The sequence below is a fragment of the Amycolatopsis mediterranei genome (genome assembly GCF_026017845.1).
In the GTDB taxonomy this organism is placed as follows: domain Bacteria; phylum Actinomycetota; class Actinomycetes; order Mycobacteriales; family Pseudonocardiaceae; genus Amycolatopsis; species Amycolatopsis mediterranei.
Genome location: NZ_CP100416.1, coordinates 8,046,772 through 8,063,010, shown reverse-complemented (window position 1 = coordinate 8,063,010; position 16,239 = coordinate 8,046,772). Strand labels below are relative to the sequence as shown.

General features: G+C 71.5%; 14 protein-coding genes. 3 read left to right on the top strand and 11 right to left on the bottom strand.

Annotation, left to right across the window (positions count from 1 at the left end):
* Positions 1–361 precede the first annotated feature (361 nt).
* Positions 362–1,009 carry a YigZ family protein gene (locus ISP_RS36120; RefSeq protein WP_034283908.1) on the top strand — a complete coding sequence of 216 codons (648 nt, stop codon included), beginning with the start codon at positions 362–364 and terminating at the stop codon, positions 1,007–1,009.
* Positions 1,010–1,308: 299 nt separating this feature from the next.
* Positions 1,309–4,011, top strand: a complete 2,703-nt coding sequence (locus tag ISP_RS36115; RefSeq protein WP_013228797.1) for a GH92 family glycosyl hydrolase — start codon at positions 1,309–1,311, stop codon at positions 4,009–4,011.
* Here ISP_RS36115 and ISP_RS36110 read toward each other — a convergent pair.
* From ISP_RS36110 to ISP_RS36065, 10 genes are all read right to left on the bottom strand, one after another.
* Positions 4,002–4,601, bottom strand: coding sequence for a GNAT family N-acetyltransferase (locus ISP_RS36110; protein ID WP_013228796.1), 600 nt, complete (start codon positions 4,599–4,601; stop codon positions 4,002–4,004). The genes ISP_RS36115 and ISP_RS36110 overlap by 10 nt on opposite strands.
* A 40-nt stretch (positions 4,602–4,641) precedes the next feature.
* On the bottom strand, positions 4,642–4,899 hold the full coding sequence (locus ISP_RS36105) for a hypothetical protein (RefSeq protein WP_176742211.1): 258 nt from the start codon (positions 4,897–4,899) through the stop codon (positions 4,642–4,644).
* 289 nt (positions 4,900–5,188) lie between these two features.
* Positions 5,189–6,439, bottom strand: coding sequence for an ABC transporter substrate-binding protein (locus tag ISP_RS36100; RefSeq protein WP_013228794.1), 1,251 nt, complete (start codon positions 6,437–6,439; stop codon positions 5,189–5,191).
* Positions 6,436–7,578 (bottom strand): branched-chain amino acid ABC transporter permease, encoded by a 1,143-nt coding sequence (locus tag ISP_RS36095; RefSeq protein ID WP_013228793.1) that lies wholly within the window; start codon positions 7,576–7,578, stop codon positions 6,436–6,438. Before ISP_RS36095 ends, ISP_RS36100 begins: the two co-directional genes overlap by 4 nt.
* 7 nt (positions 7,579–7,585) lie before the next feature.
* The gene (locus tag ISP_RS36090) at positions 7,586–8,464 is read right to left on the bottom strand and encodes a branched-chain amino acid ABC transporter permease (RefSeq protein WP_013228792.1); all 879 of its coding nucleotides are present in this window, start codon (positions 8,462–8,464) and stop codon (positions 7,586–7,588) included.
* A complete protein-coding gene (locus ISP_RS36085; protein WP_378250284.1) occupies positions 8,461–9,291 on the bottom strand; it encodes an ABC transporter ATP-binding protein in 831 nt (276 codons plus the stop codon). The genes ISP_RS36090 and ISP_RS36085 overlap by 4 nt, the downstream gene beginning before the upstream one ends.
* Complete coding sequence (locus ISP_RS36080) at positions 9,288–10,097, bottom strand: ABC transporter ATP-binding protein (protein ID WP_013228790.1); 810 nt, start codon at positions 10,095–10,097, stop codon at positions 9,288–9,290. Before ISP_RS36080 ends, ISP_RS36085 begins: the two co-directional genes overlap by 4 nt.
* A gap of 118 nt (positions 10,098–10,215) precedes the next feature.
* Positions 10,216–11,034 carry a PHP domain-containing protein gene (locus ISP_RS36075; protein WP_013228789.1) on the bottom strand — a complete coding sequence of 273 codons (819 nt, stop codon included), beginning with the start codon at positions 11,032–11,034 and terminating at the stop codon, positions 10,216–10,218.
* Positions 11,035–11,047: 13 nt separating this feature from the next.
* On the bottom strand, positions 11,048–11,680 hold the full coding sequence (locus tag ISP_RS36070) for a response regulator (protein WP_013228788.1): 633 nt from the start codon (positions 11,678–11,680) through the stop codon (positions 11,048–11,050).
* On the bottom strand, positions 11,677–12,816 hold the full coding sequence (locus tag ISP_RS36065) for a GAF domain-containing sensor histidine kinase (protein WP_013228787.1): 1,140 nt from the start codon (positions 12,814–12,816) through the stop codon (positions 11,677–11,679). Before ISP_RS36065 ends, ISP_RS36070 begins: the two co-directional genes overlap by 4 nt.
* Positions 12,817–12,900: 84 nt before the next feature.
* Here ISP_RS36065 and ISP_RS36060 point away from each other — a divergent pair, with 84 nt between their 5' ends.
* Entirely contained in the window at positions 12,901–15,636 is a 2,736-nt protein-coding gene (locus tag ISP_RS36060; RefSeq protein ID WP_013228786.1) for an FAD-binding and (Fe-S)-binding domain-containing protein, read from the top strand.
* On the opposite strand, the gene ISP_RS36055 is transcribed toward ISP_RS36060, so the two are convergent.
* A complete protein-coding gene (locus ISP_RS36055; protein ID WP_013228785.1) occupies positions 15,637–16,209 on the bottom strand; it encodes a TetR/AcrR family transcriptional regulator in 573 nt (190 codons plus the stop codon).
* Positions 16,210–16,239: the final 30 nt, after the last annotated feature.

The following is a 16,239-nucleotide window of genomic DNA, read 5'->3' as shown; positions in this document are numbered from 1 at the left end:
GACGCGGATCATCTGGGAGGCCGCACAACGCTGGGCAGCCGAACATGTCGGGTGCTGCAAGCGCGCACAAGCCGGCCAAGGTGGTGGGGGCCGTCCGGAGCGCGCGGTGTTACTCCCGGGTTCGCCGGGTCTTATGACGATAGTGTGAATTCGCTGTTATCGACATACGTCGTTGCGCCCGGGTGGGAAATGCCACGCTTGCGTTGACGAGTCACGGGGTAGTCCCATATGCCGGGCTGACTCTCCCGCAGAGCGGGCAATTACGCCTCTGACCTGCGGAAACGTCTGTCCGAAGTGGTCCAGGGCGGCCGTGGTACCCCCGGTCCGGGGTGGCAAGCTGGGTGCATGGCGGACTTGGCCGATGACTGATCGTTATCTCTCCGTGGCTCGGACGAGCGTCCACGAGATCGAGATCAAGCGCTCCCGGTTCCTCTGCGCGCTCGCTCCGGTGCCGTCGGAAGAGGCTGCGCGGGAGTTCATCGCGGCCCGCCGACGCGCGGAACCGGGTGCACGGCACCACTGTCACGCCTTCGTCCTCGGCCCGGACGGGCGGACGCAGCGGTCCAGCGACGACGGTGAGCCGGCGGGTACCGCGGGCACGCCGATGCTGGAAGTGCTGCGCCGTCGCGAGCTGACCGACACGGTCGCGGTGGTGACGCGGTACTTCGGCGGGGTGCTGCTCGGCGCGGGCGGGTTGATCCGCGCGTACGGTCAGTCCGTTTCGGACGCTGTGGAAGCTGTTGGTGTACTAGAACACCGGCGTCTCAGTCTCGTCGAGGTGGCGGTGAGCTACGACCGCGCGGGCCGGCTGGAGAACGACCTGCGCGCATCTCCGTACTTGCTCCGCGCGACGCGCTTCGACGAGCTGGCTCGCTTCGAGGTCGGCCTGGCTCCGGGCGAGGCTCCGGCGTTCGCGGGCTGGCTCGCGGATCTGACGAACGGCGAAGCGGCCACGACCCCGCTCGGCGACCACTGGGTGGCCAGGCGCCCCGGCAAAGGTCTTGAATGACTCATTCCTGGCGTCCGACGACATGAATGAGTCATTCAAGGCGTCTGCGGCCGGCCGGGTGGTCCACCGACCCTGAGTGGTCCGGTCGCGGAACCGGTTGGCGCACAACGAACTTTCGGTGCTTCCGCCGGCGGGTCCTGCCGTGCCACCATGTCCTGCCACCGAGTTCCGGTACCACTTCGATCCCCCTGGACGTTGACGACGCGGCGCAAGCCGCGCTGACAACGTTGTCATCACTCGTTCTGCTTGCCCGACAACGATGTCGCCCGGCGGAAGGTGCGACAAGGAGAGGAAGGGTCATGTCCAGACCATTGGCCGGCCGGGTGTTCGCGGTCGCGTTCGCCGCGGTTCTGCTGGGAGCGGGGCTCGCCGCCCCGGCGGCCGGCGCCGCGACGCTCGCCCTCACGCAGTACGTGAATCCCTTCATCGGCACCGACAACAGCAACTCGCCCAACCCGGTGCCCGGCGGCGCCGGCGGCAGCACCTACCCGGGTGCGGTCGTGCCGTTCGGCATGGTGCAGTTCAGCCCGGACACGCCGACCGCGTCCCCGTCCGGTTACCGGTACAGCGACAGCAGCATCGAGGAGTTCAGCCTCACCCACTTCAACGGGGCCGGCTGCGCCAACAACGAAGACCTCGGCCTGCTGCCGATCACCGGCGCGATCGGGACCTCGCCGGGCACCGGCTGGACCGGGTACGCGGGCCACTACACCAAGGAGAACGAGTCGGCCGCGCCCGGCTACTACAAGAACAAGCTCGACACCTACAACACGACGGTGGAGCTCTCGGCCACGCAGCGGTCCGGCTTCATGAAGCTGACCTACCCCGGCACGACGTCCGCGCGGCTGCTCGTGAACACCAGCCGCAGCGCCACCGGCAGCCGCAGCGGGTCGATCAGCATCAACGGCAGCCAGCTCACCGGTTCGGTGACCGGCGGCGGGTTCTGCGGCTCGTCGAAGACCTACCAGATCTTCTACGTCATCCAGTTCGACCGCGCGCCCAGCGGGTTCGGCACCTGGCTCGGCGGCACCGTGACCGCCGGTTCCGCGAGCACCAGCGGCACGAACTCCGGCGGGTACGTCACCTTCGACACCTCGAGCAACACCACGGTCCAGGCGAAGGTCGGCATTTCGTTCGTCAGCCTGGCCAACGCGCAGGCGAACCTCGCCGCCGAGAACCCCGGCTTCGACTTCGCCGGGGTCCGGGCCGCGGCCGACACGAGCTGGAACACCATCCTCAACCGCGTCCAGGTGACCGGTGGCGCCGCCGCGGACCTGCAGAAGTTCTACACGGCGCTGTACCACGTCTTCCAGAACCCGAACATCGCCAGCGACACGAACGGCCAGTACCGCGGGTTCGACCAGGCGGTGCACACCGCTTCCCACACCGTCTACCAGAACTACTCCGGCTGGGACATCTACCGCTCGTGGGCCGCGCTGATCGGGCTGCTCGCGCCGAACGAAGCGAGCGACATCGCGAAGTCGATGGTGCTGGACGGCCAGCAGGGTGGGTTGCTGCCCAAGTGGTCGCACAACAGCAACGAGCACTTCGTGATGACCGGTGACCCGGGGCCGATCATCGTCGGCAGCATGTACGCCTTCGGGGTGCGCGGCTTCGACACCGCGGCGGCGTTGACGCTGATGGACAAGAGCGCCGGCGGCGGCACCACGCAGGGGCAGGCGATCCGCGGCCGGGAAAGCGGCTACCTCAGCCGGCACTACGTCTACGAAGACCCGTCGGACTCGCTCGAGTACTCGGCGTCCGACTTCGCGGTGGCGCAGTTCGCGAAGGCGGTCGGCGACACCACGAAGTACAACACGTACATGCAGCGGGCCCAGTGGTGGCAGAACGTGTTCGGCCCCGATTCCGGCTACATCCAGCCGCGGGGCAGTGACGGGAACTGGGCGTGGCCGGTCGTGCCGTCGAGCAACAGCGGCTACACCGAGGGCAACCCCTCGCAGTACACCTGGATGGTGCCCTACAACTACCAGGGCGTGATCAACCTGATGGGTGGCCGCCAGACCGCCGTGCAGCGGCTCGACCACCACTTCACCCAGCTCAACGGCGGCCTCACCCAGCCGTACTTCTACATCGGCAACGAGCCGGAGCACGGCGTGCCGTGGGCGTACAACTACGCCGCCCACCCGCAGGGCACCAGCTCCGCGGTGCGGCGCGTGATGAACGAGTCGTTCACCACCGGCGCGGGCGGCGAGCCCGGCAACGACGACCTCGGCGCCACCTCGGCGTGGTACGTCTTCGCCGCGCTGGGGATGTACCCGGCGACGCCGGGCGCGGACGTGCTGGCCCTGCACGGCCCGCTGTTCCCGTCGGTGTCGATCGTCCGGCCGAGCGGGACCATCCGGATCACCGGCACCGGTGCCGGCCAGGGTGCCCAGTACGTGCAGAGCCTGAGCGTCAACGGCGTCTCGACGACGAAGTCGTGGATCCGCTACGGCGACATCGCGGGCGCGTCCACGCTGAGTTACACGATGGGCTCGTCGCCGAGCGGCTGGGGCACGAACGTGTCGGACGTCCCGCCGTCGTACAACGACGGGTTCACCCCGCCGGCCGCCGCGCCGGAGCTCGGGACGAACCTGGCGCTGGGCAAGGCGGCCACGGGTTCGGCGACGTGCAACTCGGCCGAGGGTGCGGCCAACGCGGTCGACGGCAGCCTGGCGGGCAACAGCAAGTTCTGCACCGCCGCCGCGACGAAGTTCCTGCAGGTCGACCTCGGGTCGGCGCAGAACGTGTCCGCGTTCGTGGTCAAGCACGCCGGCCTCGGCGGCGAAACCACGGCCTGGAACACCGGCGCTTTCACGATCCAGACGTCCACCGACGGCTCAGCGTGGACGACGGTCGCTTCCGTGACCGGGTCCCGGGCCAGCCGCACGTACCACCCGATCACCACCCGGTCGGCGCGGTACGTGAAGCTGAACGTCACCACCCCGGCCAACGACGGCAACGGTGCGTCACGGATCTACGAGTTCGAGGTCTACCGCTGATCGGGGGGCTCGTGAGCGCCGGACGCGGCGCTCGCGAGCCACTCCTCGCGGGTGATGCCGTACTCGACGTCGCCGTGCTCGCTGCCCGGCGCGCGTTCGTGCTCCGGGAACTCCTCGAAGTAGGTGCGGACGAGCGTCATCCCCAGTTTTTCCATCACGCGCCGCGAGCGCTCGTTCACCACCATGGTGGACGCCGTCACGCGCCGTACCCCCAGCTCGGTGAAGCCTTTGGCGAGCAGTGCCGCGGAGCCTTCGGTGCCGTAGCCCCTGCCCCAGGCCGTCCGGTGCAGCCGGTAGCCGAGCTCGGGCTCGTCCGGCGGGTCGCCCGGGCGGGGGCGGAAATGGAACCACCCCAGGAAGTCGCCGGTGCTCTTTTCGATCGCCGCCCAGAACCCGTAACCGGGGAAACGCTGGTAGTAACCGAGGAACGCGGGGAGATCCAGTGTGACGATCTCGGTGCGGTCCGCCGGCCGTCCCCCATTGAGGTACTTCATCACGGCCGGGTCGTCGTAGAGTTCGAAGAGCGCATCGGCGTCGTTCTCGGTGAACCGGCGGAGGATCAGCCGCTCGGTTTCGAGGAATACCTGCATCAGGTGATGCTGTCAGTGACCCCAGTGTGTGGCAAAGCGATTACGCGGCGGCCGCGAAGACCTCGCCCAGCGCGCGCGAGCCGGCCTCGGTGAGCAGCGCGGGCACGCGCTCGCCGCACTTGCCGGGCTGTGCGGGTGCGATCAGGCCGAGCCGCGCGAGCCGGTGCACGGTGGACTGGTCGCAGCAGCTCAGGCCGTCGATGAAGAGGTCGGGCTCGCAGCTGCAGCTGATCTCGGCGTGGCCCCCGGCCACGGCTCTCAATGTGGCCCGCTCACGATGGTTCAATGCGGTGATCATGGCGGCGCCTCCTTCCCGTCGTGCTCATTAGACGCCCCACCACCGACAGTTTCCGCCTCCGAGCGTGCGAATCCGGGTATTTCAGGGGTGCACGTAAGGGTGGCGTGTCGTGCCGCTCCGGGGTAGCCCCCGGATACCCCTAGGGAAGCGGTTCATGCGTCGTCTTCCGCAGCTGCCGGAAAACGATCGGACTACGGGGCGAGCACGGACGGGATTCTGTACACACTTTCGCGCGAGGCCCACGCGACCACCCCGCTCCACGAGGCGGCCGCGTCGGCCGGTCGAAGGCTCACTTCTGGTGCGGAGCCACGTACTCCTTCGCCTCGGGCGCTTCGAACAACGGCTTGACGTACTTGACGCCGCCCTCGGCGGAAGCGTCCGGGGTGGCCGCGTACACCTGGCGCGTCGCCGGCGTTCCCGGCTTGGAGAAGTCGAGCGCCGCGACCAGGTTGTCCGTGCTCGCCGACGTCGTCTGCTTCAGGGCCGCCGCGATGCCGTCGCGGGTGAGGTCCTTGTTGTCGCAGGCCTTCTTCAGCACCGCGCCCCAGACTTCGCCCACCGCGTAGCCGTAGGGGACGCCGCCGTTCGGGGTCTCCTTGTACGCGGCCTTGAACTTCGCCGCCACGTCCTTCGCCTTCGGCAGGTCCGCGGAGAACGGCACGCTGCTCGCGACCACCGTCAGCTTGTCGAGCGCCCCGGCCGCCGGGCTCTTCAGCAGCGCCGGGTCGAAGGTCGGGTTGTTGCCCAGTACCGGCACGTTCAGCCCGAGTGCCTTGTTCGCCGCGACCGCGGACCCGGTCTGGGCGGGCGTGGTGGTCAGCGCGATCGCCTTCACGCCGGCGCCCTTGAGCCCGGTGACGACGTTGGTGAGGTCGCTGTCGGTCGAGGTGATCTTCACTTCCTTGACCGTCAGGCTGTGCTTCTTCGCGTAGAACTGCGACCCGCGCAGGCCGTTCTTGCCGTACTCGCCGTCGATGTAGACGTGCCCGATCGTGTCGCCGTCCTTGATCAGGCCCTGCTCCTGCAGGTACGACAGGCCGTCGATCATCTCGAGGTCGTACGTCGTCCCGACGATCATCACGTACGGGTTGTCCAGCAGCTCCGACGACCACGACGCCGGCGCGGCGACGGCCTTGTCGGTGGCCAGGTTCTGCTTCAGCGCGGCCACCACCGGCGAGCCCAGCAGCTGCACGAACCCGAGCACCTTCGGCTCGATCTGCGGGTACAGCGTCTTCGCCGTGTCGGCCTTGTAACCGTGGTCGACCTCCTCGAGCTTCACCTGGCGCCCGCAGACGCCGCCGGCGGCGTTGAAGTCCTTGGCCCACAGCTCGTTGCCCTGCGTGACGCCGAGGCCGAGGTTCTTGAACACGCCGGACTTGTCGGTCATCACGCCGAGCGTCACCTCGGCCGCCGTCACCCCCTTGCCGGTTTTGACCCCCGAGCTGTCCGAGCCCGGCGAGCCCGAGTTGTTCGCCTTCGTGCTGCACGCCGAGAGCGCGAGGACGGCCACCAGCGCCGCCGCCAGGTGTGTGCGTTTCATGGTTCCTCCGGGGGTTGACGGCGAAGACGGGTGAGCCGGCGGCCGAGCGCGGCGAGCCCGCCCGGCTCGAACAGCACGACGAGGATGATCGCGGCGCCGTAGACGAACGAGCTGACGAGGACCGGGGTCAGCGCGCCGTCGCCGGTGCCGGAGAACCAGCCCAGGTCGGCCGAATACAGGGCGAGGACCTGCGGCAGGCCGTTGACGATCAGCGCGCCGACCAGCGCGCCGGGGACCGAGCCGAGGCCGCCGATGATGACCATCGCGAGGTAGGCGATCGACACGTTGATGCCGTAGGTGCCGAACTCGCTCTCGTCCGGCTTGAGGATGTCGAACCAGAGCACGGTCATCGCGCCGGCGAGGCCACCGTAGGCCGACGAGACGGCGAACGCGCCCGCCTTGGCGCGCATGACGCTGACGCCCATCACCGCGGCCGCGGCCTCGTTGTCCCGCACCGCCCGCCACGACCGCCCGACCCGGCCGCGGACGGCCCCGCGCGCGATCACGAACGCGAGCACGGTGAGCAGCAGGAACAGGTACCACATGCGCTCGGCCTGCCGGATCGGCACGCCGAGCAGGGTGATCTCGGGGCCGTCGTCGGTGAACGGGAAACCGAACAGCGAGAACGGCGCCGGCGCGCGGCCGGTCGACGTCCCGCCGGTGAGCTCCTCGGCGGACTGTCCGAAGTAGAGGCCCAGGAACACCAGCGCCAGTGAGGCGACGCCGAGGTAGATGCCGCGCAACCGACCGGCGACCGGGGCGAAGGCCAGCCCGAGCAGGGCCGCGACGACCACCGCACCCAGCAGCGAGAGGCCGGGATCGAGGCCGAAGCCGACCACCCGGTCGTCGCCGATCGGTCCGGACAGGACGGTGTAGGCGGTACCGCCGGCGAGCAGGAAGAACGCGTGGGCCAGGGAAAGCTGCCCGGCCTGCCCGACCACCAAGGTCAGCCCGATCGCGCCCACCGCGCCGATCATCATGTACTGCCCGGCCTTCAGCCAGGCCGCGTCGAGGTACAACGGCAGGGCGAGCAGGACGACCAGCAGCGCGAGCCAAGCGGCTTTGCGGACCAGGCTCGCCGGGCCGCGGCGCGGACGAGGGGCCGCGACCGGTTCGGACTCGGTGTCCACTTCGGACACGGCTTGCTCAGACACGCGTTCGCTCCCTCGTGCCGAACAATCCCGAAGGCCGCACCACCAGGACCACCAGCATCACCAGGAACACCGCGCTCTTGGAGAAGTCGAACGAGACGTATTGGGCCGACAGCGCCTCCACCAGCCCGACGACCAGGCCGCCGACCACCGCACCCGCCGTCGAGTCGAGGCCGCCGAGGATCGCCGCGGGGAACGCGGCCAGCGCGATCGAGTGCGTCCCGCGGGAAAGCCCGGCGCCGGAGAAGTCCTGCGTCGCGATGAACAGCACGGCCACCCCGGCCAGCAGCCCGGCGACCAGCCACGCGGTCGCGGTGACGCGGGAGCTGCGGATGCCCATCAGCGCGGCGGCCTCGCGGTTCTCCGCCTGCGCCCGCATGGCCACGCCCCAGTTCGAGTACTTGAAGGCCAGCCAGAACGCCGTGATCAGCACCGCGGCCACGCCGAGGGCGACCAGGTGCGTGCGGAACAGCGTGATCCCGCCGAGCTGGAACGGCTTCGCGTCCCAGGCGCCGCCGAGGAAGGGCAGCGTGACGCCGAGGCGGCGCACGATCTCCTCGGTGACGATCACGTCGACGCCGATGGTGAGCAGGGCCAGGCTGTTGGCGTCGGCGTGCCGGGAGCGCGACAGCAGCAGCCGCTCCACGAGCAGGCCGAGCAGCCCGGCCGAGACGATCCCGGCGAGCGACGCGCCGACCCAGCCCAGCGCGTCCCGCGTCACGACGACGAGGTAGCCGCCGAAGAGCACGAGTGAGCCGTGGGCGAAGTTGACCACCTCGGTGGCCTTGAAGATGATCACGAACCCCAGCGCCAGCAACGCGAACACCGCGCCCTTGCCGAGGCCGTTCACCACGAGCTGCAGGAAAGTGTTCACGCCGCCTCCGTACCGAGGTAGGCCTTGATGACGTCCGGGTCGGACTGGACCTGCGCGGGCGTGCCGTCGGCGATGCGCCTGCCGAAGTCGAGCACCGTGACGCGGTCGGCGATGCCCATCACCAGGCCCATGTCGTGTTCGACGAGCAGGATCGAGATGCCCAGCTCGGCGCGGATCCCGCTGATGGTGCCGGCCAGCTCGGCGGTCTCGGCCGCGTTCATCCCGGCCGCGGGCTCGTCGAGCAGGAGTAGTACCGGTTCCACGGCCAGCGCGCGGGCCAGGTCGACGCGCTTGACGACGCCGTAGGGCAGCGCGCCCACGGGGGCGTCCACGACCGCGCCGAGGCCGAGGAACGCGCAGATTTCCCGCGCTCGCTCGGCGTGCCGGCGTTCGGCCCGGACCGTCCACGGCAGCCGCAGCCCGGTCTCCAGGAACCCGCCGCGGGTCAGCGCGTGCCGGCCGAGCAGGACGTTGTCCAGCACGGTCGAGCCGGGGGAGAGGGCGGCGTTCTGGAACGACCGCCCGACGCCGAGCCCGGCGAGCTTGTGCGGCGCGAGCCCGGTGAGCTCGGTGTCCCCGAGCCGCACGTGGCCCGTGTTGGCCCGGTAGAGGCCGCTGATCACGTTGAAGCAGCTGGACTTCCCGGCGCCGTTCGGCCCGATCAGCGCGTGCAGCGAACCGGGGGCGACGGTGAAGCTCACGTCGTCGAGCGCGCGGATCCCGCCGAACCGCAGGGAAACGGCCTCGACGCACAGCTTTTCGGGGGTCCGGCGGCCCCCGGCCCGAGGCGAAGCCTCGGTGGTCGCCGGCAGTTCCGGCGGCGTCATCCGGCCCACCTCGACAGGCTCCGGCCGGCCAGGCGGGCCCGCGCGGTCTCGGCTTCGGCGTCGGCGGCCTCCTGCGACTCGGCGTGCCCGCCGAGGTAGAGCCGCTGGACGTCCTCGCTGGCCGCGAGCTCGGCCGCCGTCCCGGCCAGCGCGACCCGGCCGACCTCCAGCACGACCGCGTGGTCGGCGACGCCGAGCGCCATCACGGCGTTCTGCTCGACCAGCACCACGGCGGTGCCCTGGTCGTGGATCTCCCGGACGGTCCGCGCGATCTGCTCGACGACCTTCGGCGCGAGCCCCAGCGACGGCTCGTCGAGCAGCAGCAGCTTCGGTGCGGCCATCAGCGCCCGGCCGATGGCCAGCATCTGCTGCTCGCCGCCGGACAGCAGGCCCGCGCGCTGCTTGGCGCGTTCGGTGAGCACGGGGAACAAGGCGTCGACCCGCGCGCGGGCTGTTGCCCGCTCGGCCGCGGTCCGGGCGCCGATGCCGCCGGCCCGCAGGTTCTCCTCGACGGTCATCCGCGCGAAGATCTGCCGCCCTTCGGGCACGCCGGCGACGCCGAGCCGGACGATCTGCGCGGGATCGAGCTTGCCGAGGGAGTGGCCGTCATAGCGGATCTCGCCGGCGTCGATCGAGCCCCGGTGCATGCGAAGCGTGCCCGAGACGGCTCTGAGCAAAGTGGATTTCCCGGCCCCGTTGCTGCCCAGCACGGCCAGGACGCCGTCGGCGGAGACGTCGAGATCGATCCCGTGCAGGGCGGCCGTCGACCGGCCGTACCGCACCCGCAGGCCACGCACGGTCAGCACGAACTCACTCCGGAACGCAAGGGGCCTCCTCCACTCGTGTGACGTGAGTCACGGCCGGTGGCGGTCATCCTGCGTTCGGCGGGAGTGATCCGATACCCCCACCTGGAGAGGTAGGCGGCTACGAAACGGACACGGCGGACGCCCGGAGCGCCGCGAACACCTCGGGCGCGGTCGTGCACTCGCCGAGCCGGACCGGCTTGCGGTCGCCGTGGAAGTCGCTCGAGCCGGTCGCGCGCAACCCCAGCTCCGCCGCCACGGCCCGCAGCCGGTCGCGGACCTGGACGGGCTGCTCCGGGTGGTCCGCTTCGATCCCCGACAGCCCGGCTTCGGCCAGGGTCGCCAGCTGGGTGTCCGAGACCGCAGTGCGCCGCTTGACCGAGCGCGGGTGGGCCAGCACCGCCACGCCGCCGGCCGCGCGGACCAGCGCGATCGCGTCCACAGTGGACAGGACGTGCTTGGGCACGTCGGCCCGGCCGCCGTCGGCGATCCAATCGGAGGTGAAGGCGTCGGTGATGCCCACCGCGGCCAGCGCCGCGGCGATGTGCGGACGGCCCAGCGGCGCACCCGCGGCGATCGTCTCGACCTGGGCCAGGGTGATCGGCGCGCCGAGTTCCCGGCAACGCTCGACCATCCGCACCCCGCGCCGAACGCGGTCGGTGCGGATCAGCTCCAGCTCGGCTCCCAGCGGCTGGTGCCCGGGGTCGACGAAGAGGCCGAGCAGGTGCACCTCCGCGTCGTCGAGCCGGCAGGAGATCTCGACGCCGGGGACGATCTCCACCCCGGCGGAGGCGGCCAGCGCCGCCGGCAGGCCCGCGAAGGTGTCGTGGTCGGTGAGGGCGAGCACCGTCAGCCCGGCTTCGGTGGCCAGCCGGGGCAGCTCGGAAGGCGGGGTCGTCCCGTCGGAGGCCGTGCTGTGCGCGTGCAGGTCGATCGTCACCCGGGGGAGGATCTCACAGCAGCCCGGCTTCGCTGGCCTTCCCGATGGCCTCGACGCGGTTGCGGGCCCCCAGCTTGTGCAGGGCCGACTGCAGGTACGTCTTCACCGTGTTGCGGGCCAGGCCGGTCGACTCCGCGATCTCCGGGTTCGTCTGGCCCTGGGCGGCCAGCCGCAGCACCTCGTACTCGCGGCGGGTCAGGCCACTGCGGGCCAGCGCGTCCGAGCGTTGCCCGGCGTCGGGGAGGATCCGCGGGTCGACGACGCGCTCGCCGCGCAGGACCCGGCGCAGCTCGGTCACCAGCTGGGCGCCCGCGGCGTCCTTGAGCAGGCAGCCGTGCGCGCCCGACTCCAGCGCGGCCAGCACGCCCTGGTGGTCGCCGTGCGCGGTGAAGACCACGATCTTCCCCTCGGGGTGCACCCGGCGCAGCTCGGTGACGACCTCCGGTGCGAGCATGTCCGGCAGCCGCAGGTCGAGCAGGATCAGGTCCGGGGCCAGCGCCGCCACCCGCTCGATCGCCAGCCGCCCGGACTCGGCCGAGCCGACCACGCTCAGACAGGGGTCCGAGCGCAGCAGCAGCGTCACGCCGTCGCGGACCACCGGGTGGTCGTCGACGACGAAGACGGTCGCGGGGGTCGTGGGGGTCACCGTCGCACCAGCGGCACCCACGCGCGCAGGGTGCAGCCGTCGTCGTCGTCGCGGACGAGGCTGACCCGGCCGCCGAGCCGCGCGGCCCGCCTGGTGAGCGTCCGCAGGCCCATGCCGGTGCCGGGGACGGCGTCGGTGCCTGTGCCGTCGTCCGCGACGACCACCTGGACCCCGTCGTCGCTGGGCAGCAGGCTGACGACCACCGAGGACGCCCGGGCGTGCTTCTCGACGTTGAGCAGCCCTTCGCGGACCGCGGCCACCAGCAGCGCGGTGCGTTCGGCGTCCAGCGGCGGCACCGCCGCGAGCTGCACGAACCGGGCCGGCACGCCGCAGCGCGCCTGGAACGAGCGGCAGTGCTCGGCCAGCTCGACCGGCAGCGCCCGCTCCGGGCTGCACTCCGACAGCGCCAGCAGCGACTCCCGCAACGCTCCCGCGGCCGCCGAGACGTCGCCTTCCAGGCGCCGCAGCCGCGCCTCCAGGCCCGGGAGCTCGCGCAGGTCCTCGTGCAGGTCGCGCACCTGGACGCCGATGGAGAACAGCAGCGCGCCGACGGAGTCGTGCAGCGCGCTCTGCATGCGCAGGCGCTCGCCGGCCACCGCGGCCGTGCGGTCGGTCTCGGCGACCTTCGCCAGGTGCAACGCCGTCCCGGCCTCGCGCGCGACCTCTTCCATCCGCCGGACGGCGTCGTCGCCGAAGTCGGCGGGCTCGCGCATGGCCGCGTAGGCGATGGCGACGGTCTCACCGCGCGCGACGATCGGCACGGCGAGCATCGCGGCCAGGCCCTCGCCCCGGACCTGGGCGTCGAACTGGTGGGTGATCGCCGGCGAGCTGACGTAGTCGGCGACCTTCACCGGACGGCCCAGCGCGAGCACCCGGCCGCCGATGCCCTGGCCGACCGGCACCTCGAGGTCCTGCAGCGAGTCCGTCCGGGTGCCGGACATCCAGCGGATCACGGCCAGCTCGGGCCGGTCGAGCTCGGCGACGAACCCGGCCTTCGCGCCGACCGTCTCCCGGATCAGGCGCGCGGTCCCGTGCAGCGCGGCGACGCGGTCGAGCGTGCCGAGCAGTTTCTCCCGCTCGCGCAGCAGCTCGCCCAGCACCGCGCTGTACTCGGCGACGTGCTCCTTGGCCGTCACCCGATCACGATGGCACACCGGGTGTGGTTCCGGACATACCCGGCTGGAGACCTACGGCGGCGCCGGGTCGACTTGAATGGGGGCGTGGAGATCCTCACCGACGCCGCCACGCTCGCGCTGTACACGACCGACGCGTCCAACTACCGCCACGTGCCGCGCGGCGTGGTGCTGCCGCGGACCGTCGACGACGTGGTCGCGGCGGTCGCGGCCGCCCGGAATCGTGACCTGCCGGTGATCGCGCGCGGCGGCGGGACGAGCGTCGCCGGCAACGCGTGCGGGCCGGGCCTGGTGATCGACACCTCGCGCCACCTCGGCGGGGTGCTCTCCCTGGACCCGGACGCGCGGCTGGCGCGCGTGCTGCCCGGCACGGTGCTCGACGACCTGCAGGCGGTCGCGGCCCCGCACGGCCTGCGGTTCGGCCCGGACCCGTCGACGCACAGCCGCTGCACGCTCGGCGGGATGATCGGCAACAACGCGTGCGGCTCGCACTCGGTGGCGTGGGGGCGCACGGTCGACGTCGTCCGCTCGCTGGAGGTCCTGCTCTACGACGGGACGCGGCTGCGGGTGGGCCCGGACGAGCCTGCCGAGGGCCGGATCTTCGACGAGCTGCGCGCGCTGGTGCGCGACAACCTGGCGTTGCTGCGCCGCGAACTCTCGACGTGGCCGCGCCGGGTGTCGGGCTACGGGCTCGAGCACCTGCTGCCCGAGAACGGTTTCGACGTCGCGAAGGCGCTCGTCGGCAGCGAGGGCACCTGCGTGACCATTCTCGAAGCGACCGTCTCGCTCGCCGAGCTGCCCCACCGGCGCGTGTTGGCGGTGCTCGGTTTTCCGTCCGACATCGCGGCGGCCGACGCGGTGCCCTCGATCCTGCCGTGGTCCCCGCTGACCGTCGAAGGCGTGGACGCCGAGCTCGTCGCGATGCTCCCCGGCCGCGTCGGCGACCTGCCGCCGGGCGGGGCGTGGCTGTTCGTCGAGCTGGCCGGCGACGACCCGGCTTCGCGGGCCCGGGAACTGGCCGCGTCGCTCGACCTGACGGGCTTCGCGATCGTCGACGACCCGGCCGCGCAACGCGGGCTGTGGCGCATCCGCGAGGAAGGCGCCGGGCTCGCGACCCGGCTCGCGGACGGCTCGGAAGCGTGGCCGGGCTGGGAGGACGCCGCCGTCCCACCCGAGCGGCTCGGCGCCTACCTGCGCGAGTTCAAGTCCTTGATGCGTGCGCACGGCCGCCGCAGCGTGGTCTACGGCCACTACGGCGAAGGCTGCCTGCACCTGCGACTCGACTTCGACCTGCTGTCCGCGTCCGGCGTGGCGGACTTCCGGCGGTTCCTGGAGGAGGCCGCGGACCTCGTCGCGGCGCACGGCGGGTCGCTGTCCGGCGAGCACGGCGACGGCCAGGCGCGCTCCGAGCTGCTGTCCCGCATGTACAGCCCGGAGATGATGGACGTCTTCGCGCGGTTCAAGGCGATCTTCGACCCGGCCGGGCGGATGAATCCCGGCATCCTGGTGGCGCCGCGGCCGGTCGACGCCGATCTGCGGGTGCGATCGACGCCAGCGTCCTTTGAGGACAGTGTGTTCCTCGGCTATCCGGAGGACCGCGGGAACTTCGGCCAGGCGATGCGGCGCTGCGTCGGCGTGGGGAAGTGCCGCAACACCAGCGGCGGCGGCGTGATGTGCCCGAGCTACCGGGCCACCCGCGAAGAACAGCACTCGACGCGCGGGCGCGCCCACCTGCTCGCGGAGATGCTCAACGGCGAGGTGATCAAGGACGGCTGGCGGTCCACCGAGGTCCGGGAGGCCCTCGATTTGTGCTTGTCCTGCAAGGGATGTCTGTCGGACTGCCCGGTCGACGTCGACATGGCGACGTACAAGGCCGAGTTCCTGCACCAGCACTACCGGCGGCGGCTGCGCCCGGCGTCGCACTACTCGATGGGCTGGCTGCCGCTGTGGCTGCGGCTCAGCGCTGTTGCTCCGCGCTTGGCCAATGCCGTCGGGCGGTCGCGCTGGGCGGGCTTGGTGAAATGGCTCGGCGGGATCGCACCGGAGCGTTCGTTGCCGTCGTTCGCTTCTTCCCCGTTTACGTCGTCGCGTGCGGATCTTCGGCGGAAGGCGTCAGGGGAGCGGCGGGTGGTGCTCTGGCCGGACTCGTTCAACAACTACCTGACGCCTTCGGTGCTCGACGCCGCCCACGAGGTGCTCACCGCGGCCGGGTACGACGTCGTGCTGCCGGACCGTGGCGTCTGTTGTGGACTGACGTGGGTGTCGACGGGCCAGCTCGGCGTCGCGCGGCGCGTCCTGGACCGGACGCTGTCCGTGCTGGCGCCGTACCTGGAGGCCGGCTACGAGGTGGCGGGCCTGGAACCGAGCTGCACGGCCCTGTTCCGCGGCGACCTGCCCGCACTGATGCCGGGCGACGCGCGGGCTTCGCTCCTGGCGTCGCGGACGTTCACCTTCGCCGAGCTGCTGGCCCGGGCGCCGATCCCGTTCGCGGCGCTCGACGTCGACGCGATCACGCAGGTGCACTGCCACCAGCATGCGGTGCTGGGTTTCGGCGCCGACGAGTCCGCGCTGGCGGCCGCGGGGGTCCGCAACATCACTTTGGACTCGGGCTGCTGCGGCCTGGCGGGCAACTTCGGCTTCGAGCGCGGCCACTACGCCGTCTCGAAGGCGGTGGCGGAGGACCGGATGCTGCCCGCGATCCGCGCGGCTTCCCCGGACACCGTGGTGGTGTCCGACGGCTTCAGCTGCCGGACGCAGATCGCCCAGGAGTCGGGCCGGACACCGGTGCACCTGGCGGAACTGCTGCGGCGCGCGCTCCCGTGATCATTCGGCGCGCTCCAGCAGCGTCCGGACGGCGGTGAGGACGAGCCGGACGATGGCGTCGGGATCGGCGCCGGCCAGCGGCTGCTTGCCGGTGAGCTCGCGGACCACCCCGATGCCCAGCAGCCAGGCGAGCGCGAGGTCGGCACGCAGCTCGGCGTCCGGGGCGTCGGTCAGCGTGGCCAGGATCCGGGCGTACTGGTCGCCGATCTCCGCGCGCAGCACCGCCCCGACGTCGCCGCTGCCGGACGAGCGCAGGTACGTCTCCAGCGTCCGGTTCCGGTCGCCGCCCGGCTCGAGCATGCTGCGCAGCGACGCGCTGAGCAGCCGCTCCGGCGGGTGGGATTCGAGGTGCTCGCGCCCGCTGCGGGCGATGACCTCCTCGAACAGCGCCTCCTTGCTGCCGAAGTAGCGGAAGAGCAGCGACTGGTTGACCCCGGCCAGGTCGGCGATGTCCCGCACGGTCGTCCGGTCGAACCCGCGCTCGGCGAACAGCTTCGCGCCGGCGTCGAGCAACGCCTGCCGCGTCGCGGCCGCGTCCCGCTTGCGGCCACGCTGCTCCGGCGTTTCGCTCATCGAAGCAGGCTAACCGGCAAACCGGACGCG

Excerpts from the sequence above, each read along its gene's own strand:
- ISP_RS36120 (WP_034283908.1), top strand. The coding sequence starts at position 362 with ATGACTGATCGTTATCTCTCCGTGGCTCGGACGAGCGTCCACGAGATC.
- ISP_RS36115 (WP_013228797.1), top strand. The coding sequence starts at position 1,309 with ATGTCCAGACCATTGGCCGGCCGGGTGTTCGCGGTCGCGTTCGCCGCG.
- ISP_RS36110 (WP_013228796.1), bottom strand. The coding sequence starts at position 4,601 with ATGCAGGTATTCCTCGAAACCGAGCGGCTGATCCTCCGCCGGTTCACC.
- ISP_RS36105 (WP_176742211.1), bottom strand. The coding sequence starts at position 4,899 with ATGATCACCGCATTGAACCATCGTGAGCGGGCCACATTGAGAGCCGTG.
- ISP_RS36100 (WP_013228794.1), bottom strand. The coding sequence starts at position 6,439 with ATGAAACGCACACACCTGGCGGCGGCGCTGGTGGCCGTCCTCGCGCTC.
- ISP_RS36085 (WP_378250284.1), bottom strand. The coding sequence starts at position 9,291 with ATGACGCCGCCGGAACTGCCGGCGACCACCGAGGCTTCGCCTCGGGCC.
- ISP_RS36055 (WP_013228785.1), bottom strand. The coding sequence starts at position 16,209 with ATGAGCGAAACGCCGGAGCAGCGTGGCCGCAAGCGGGACGCGGCCGCG.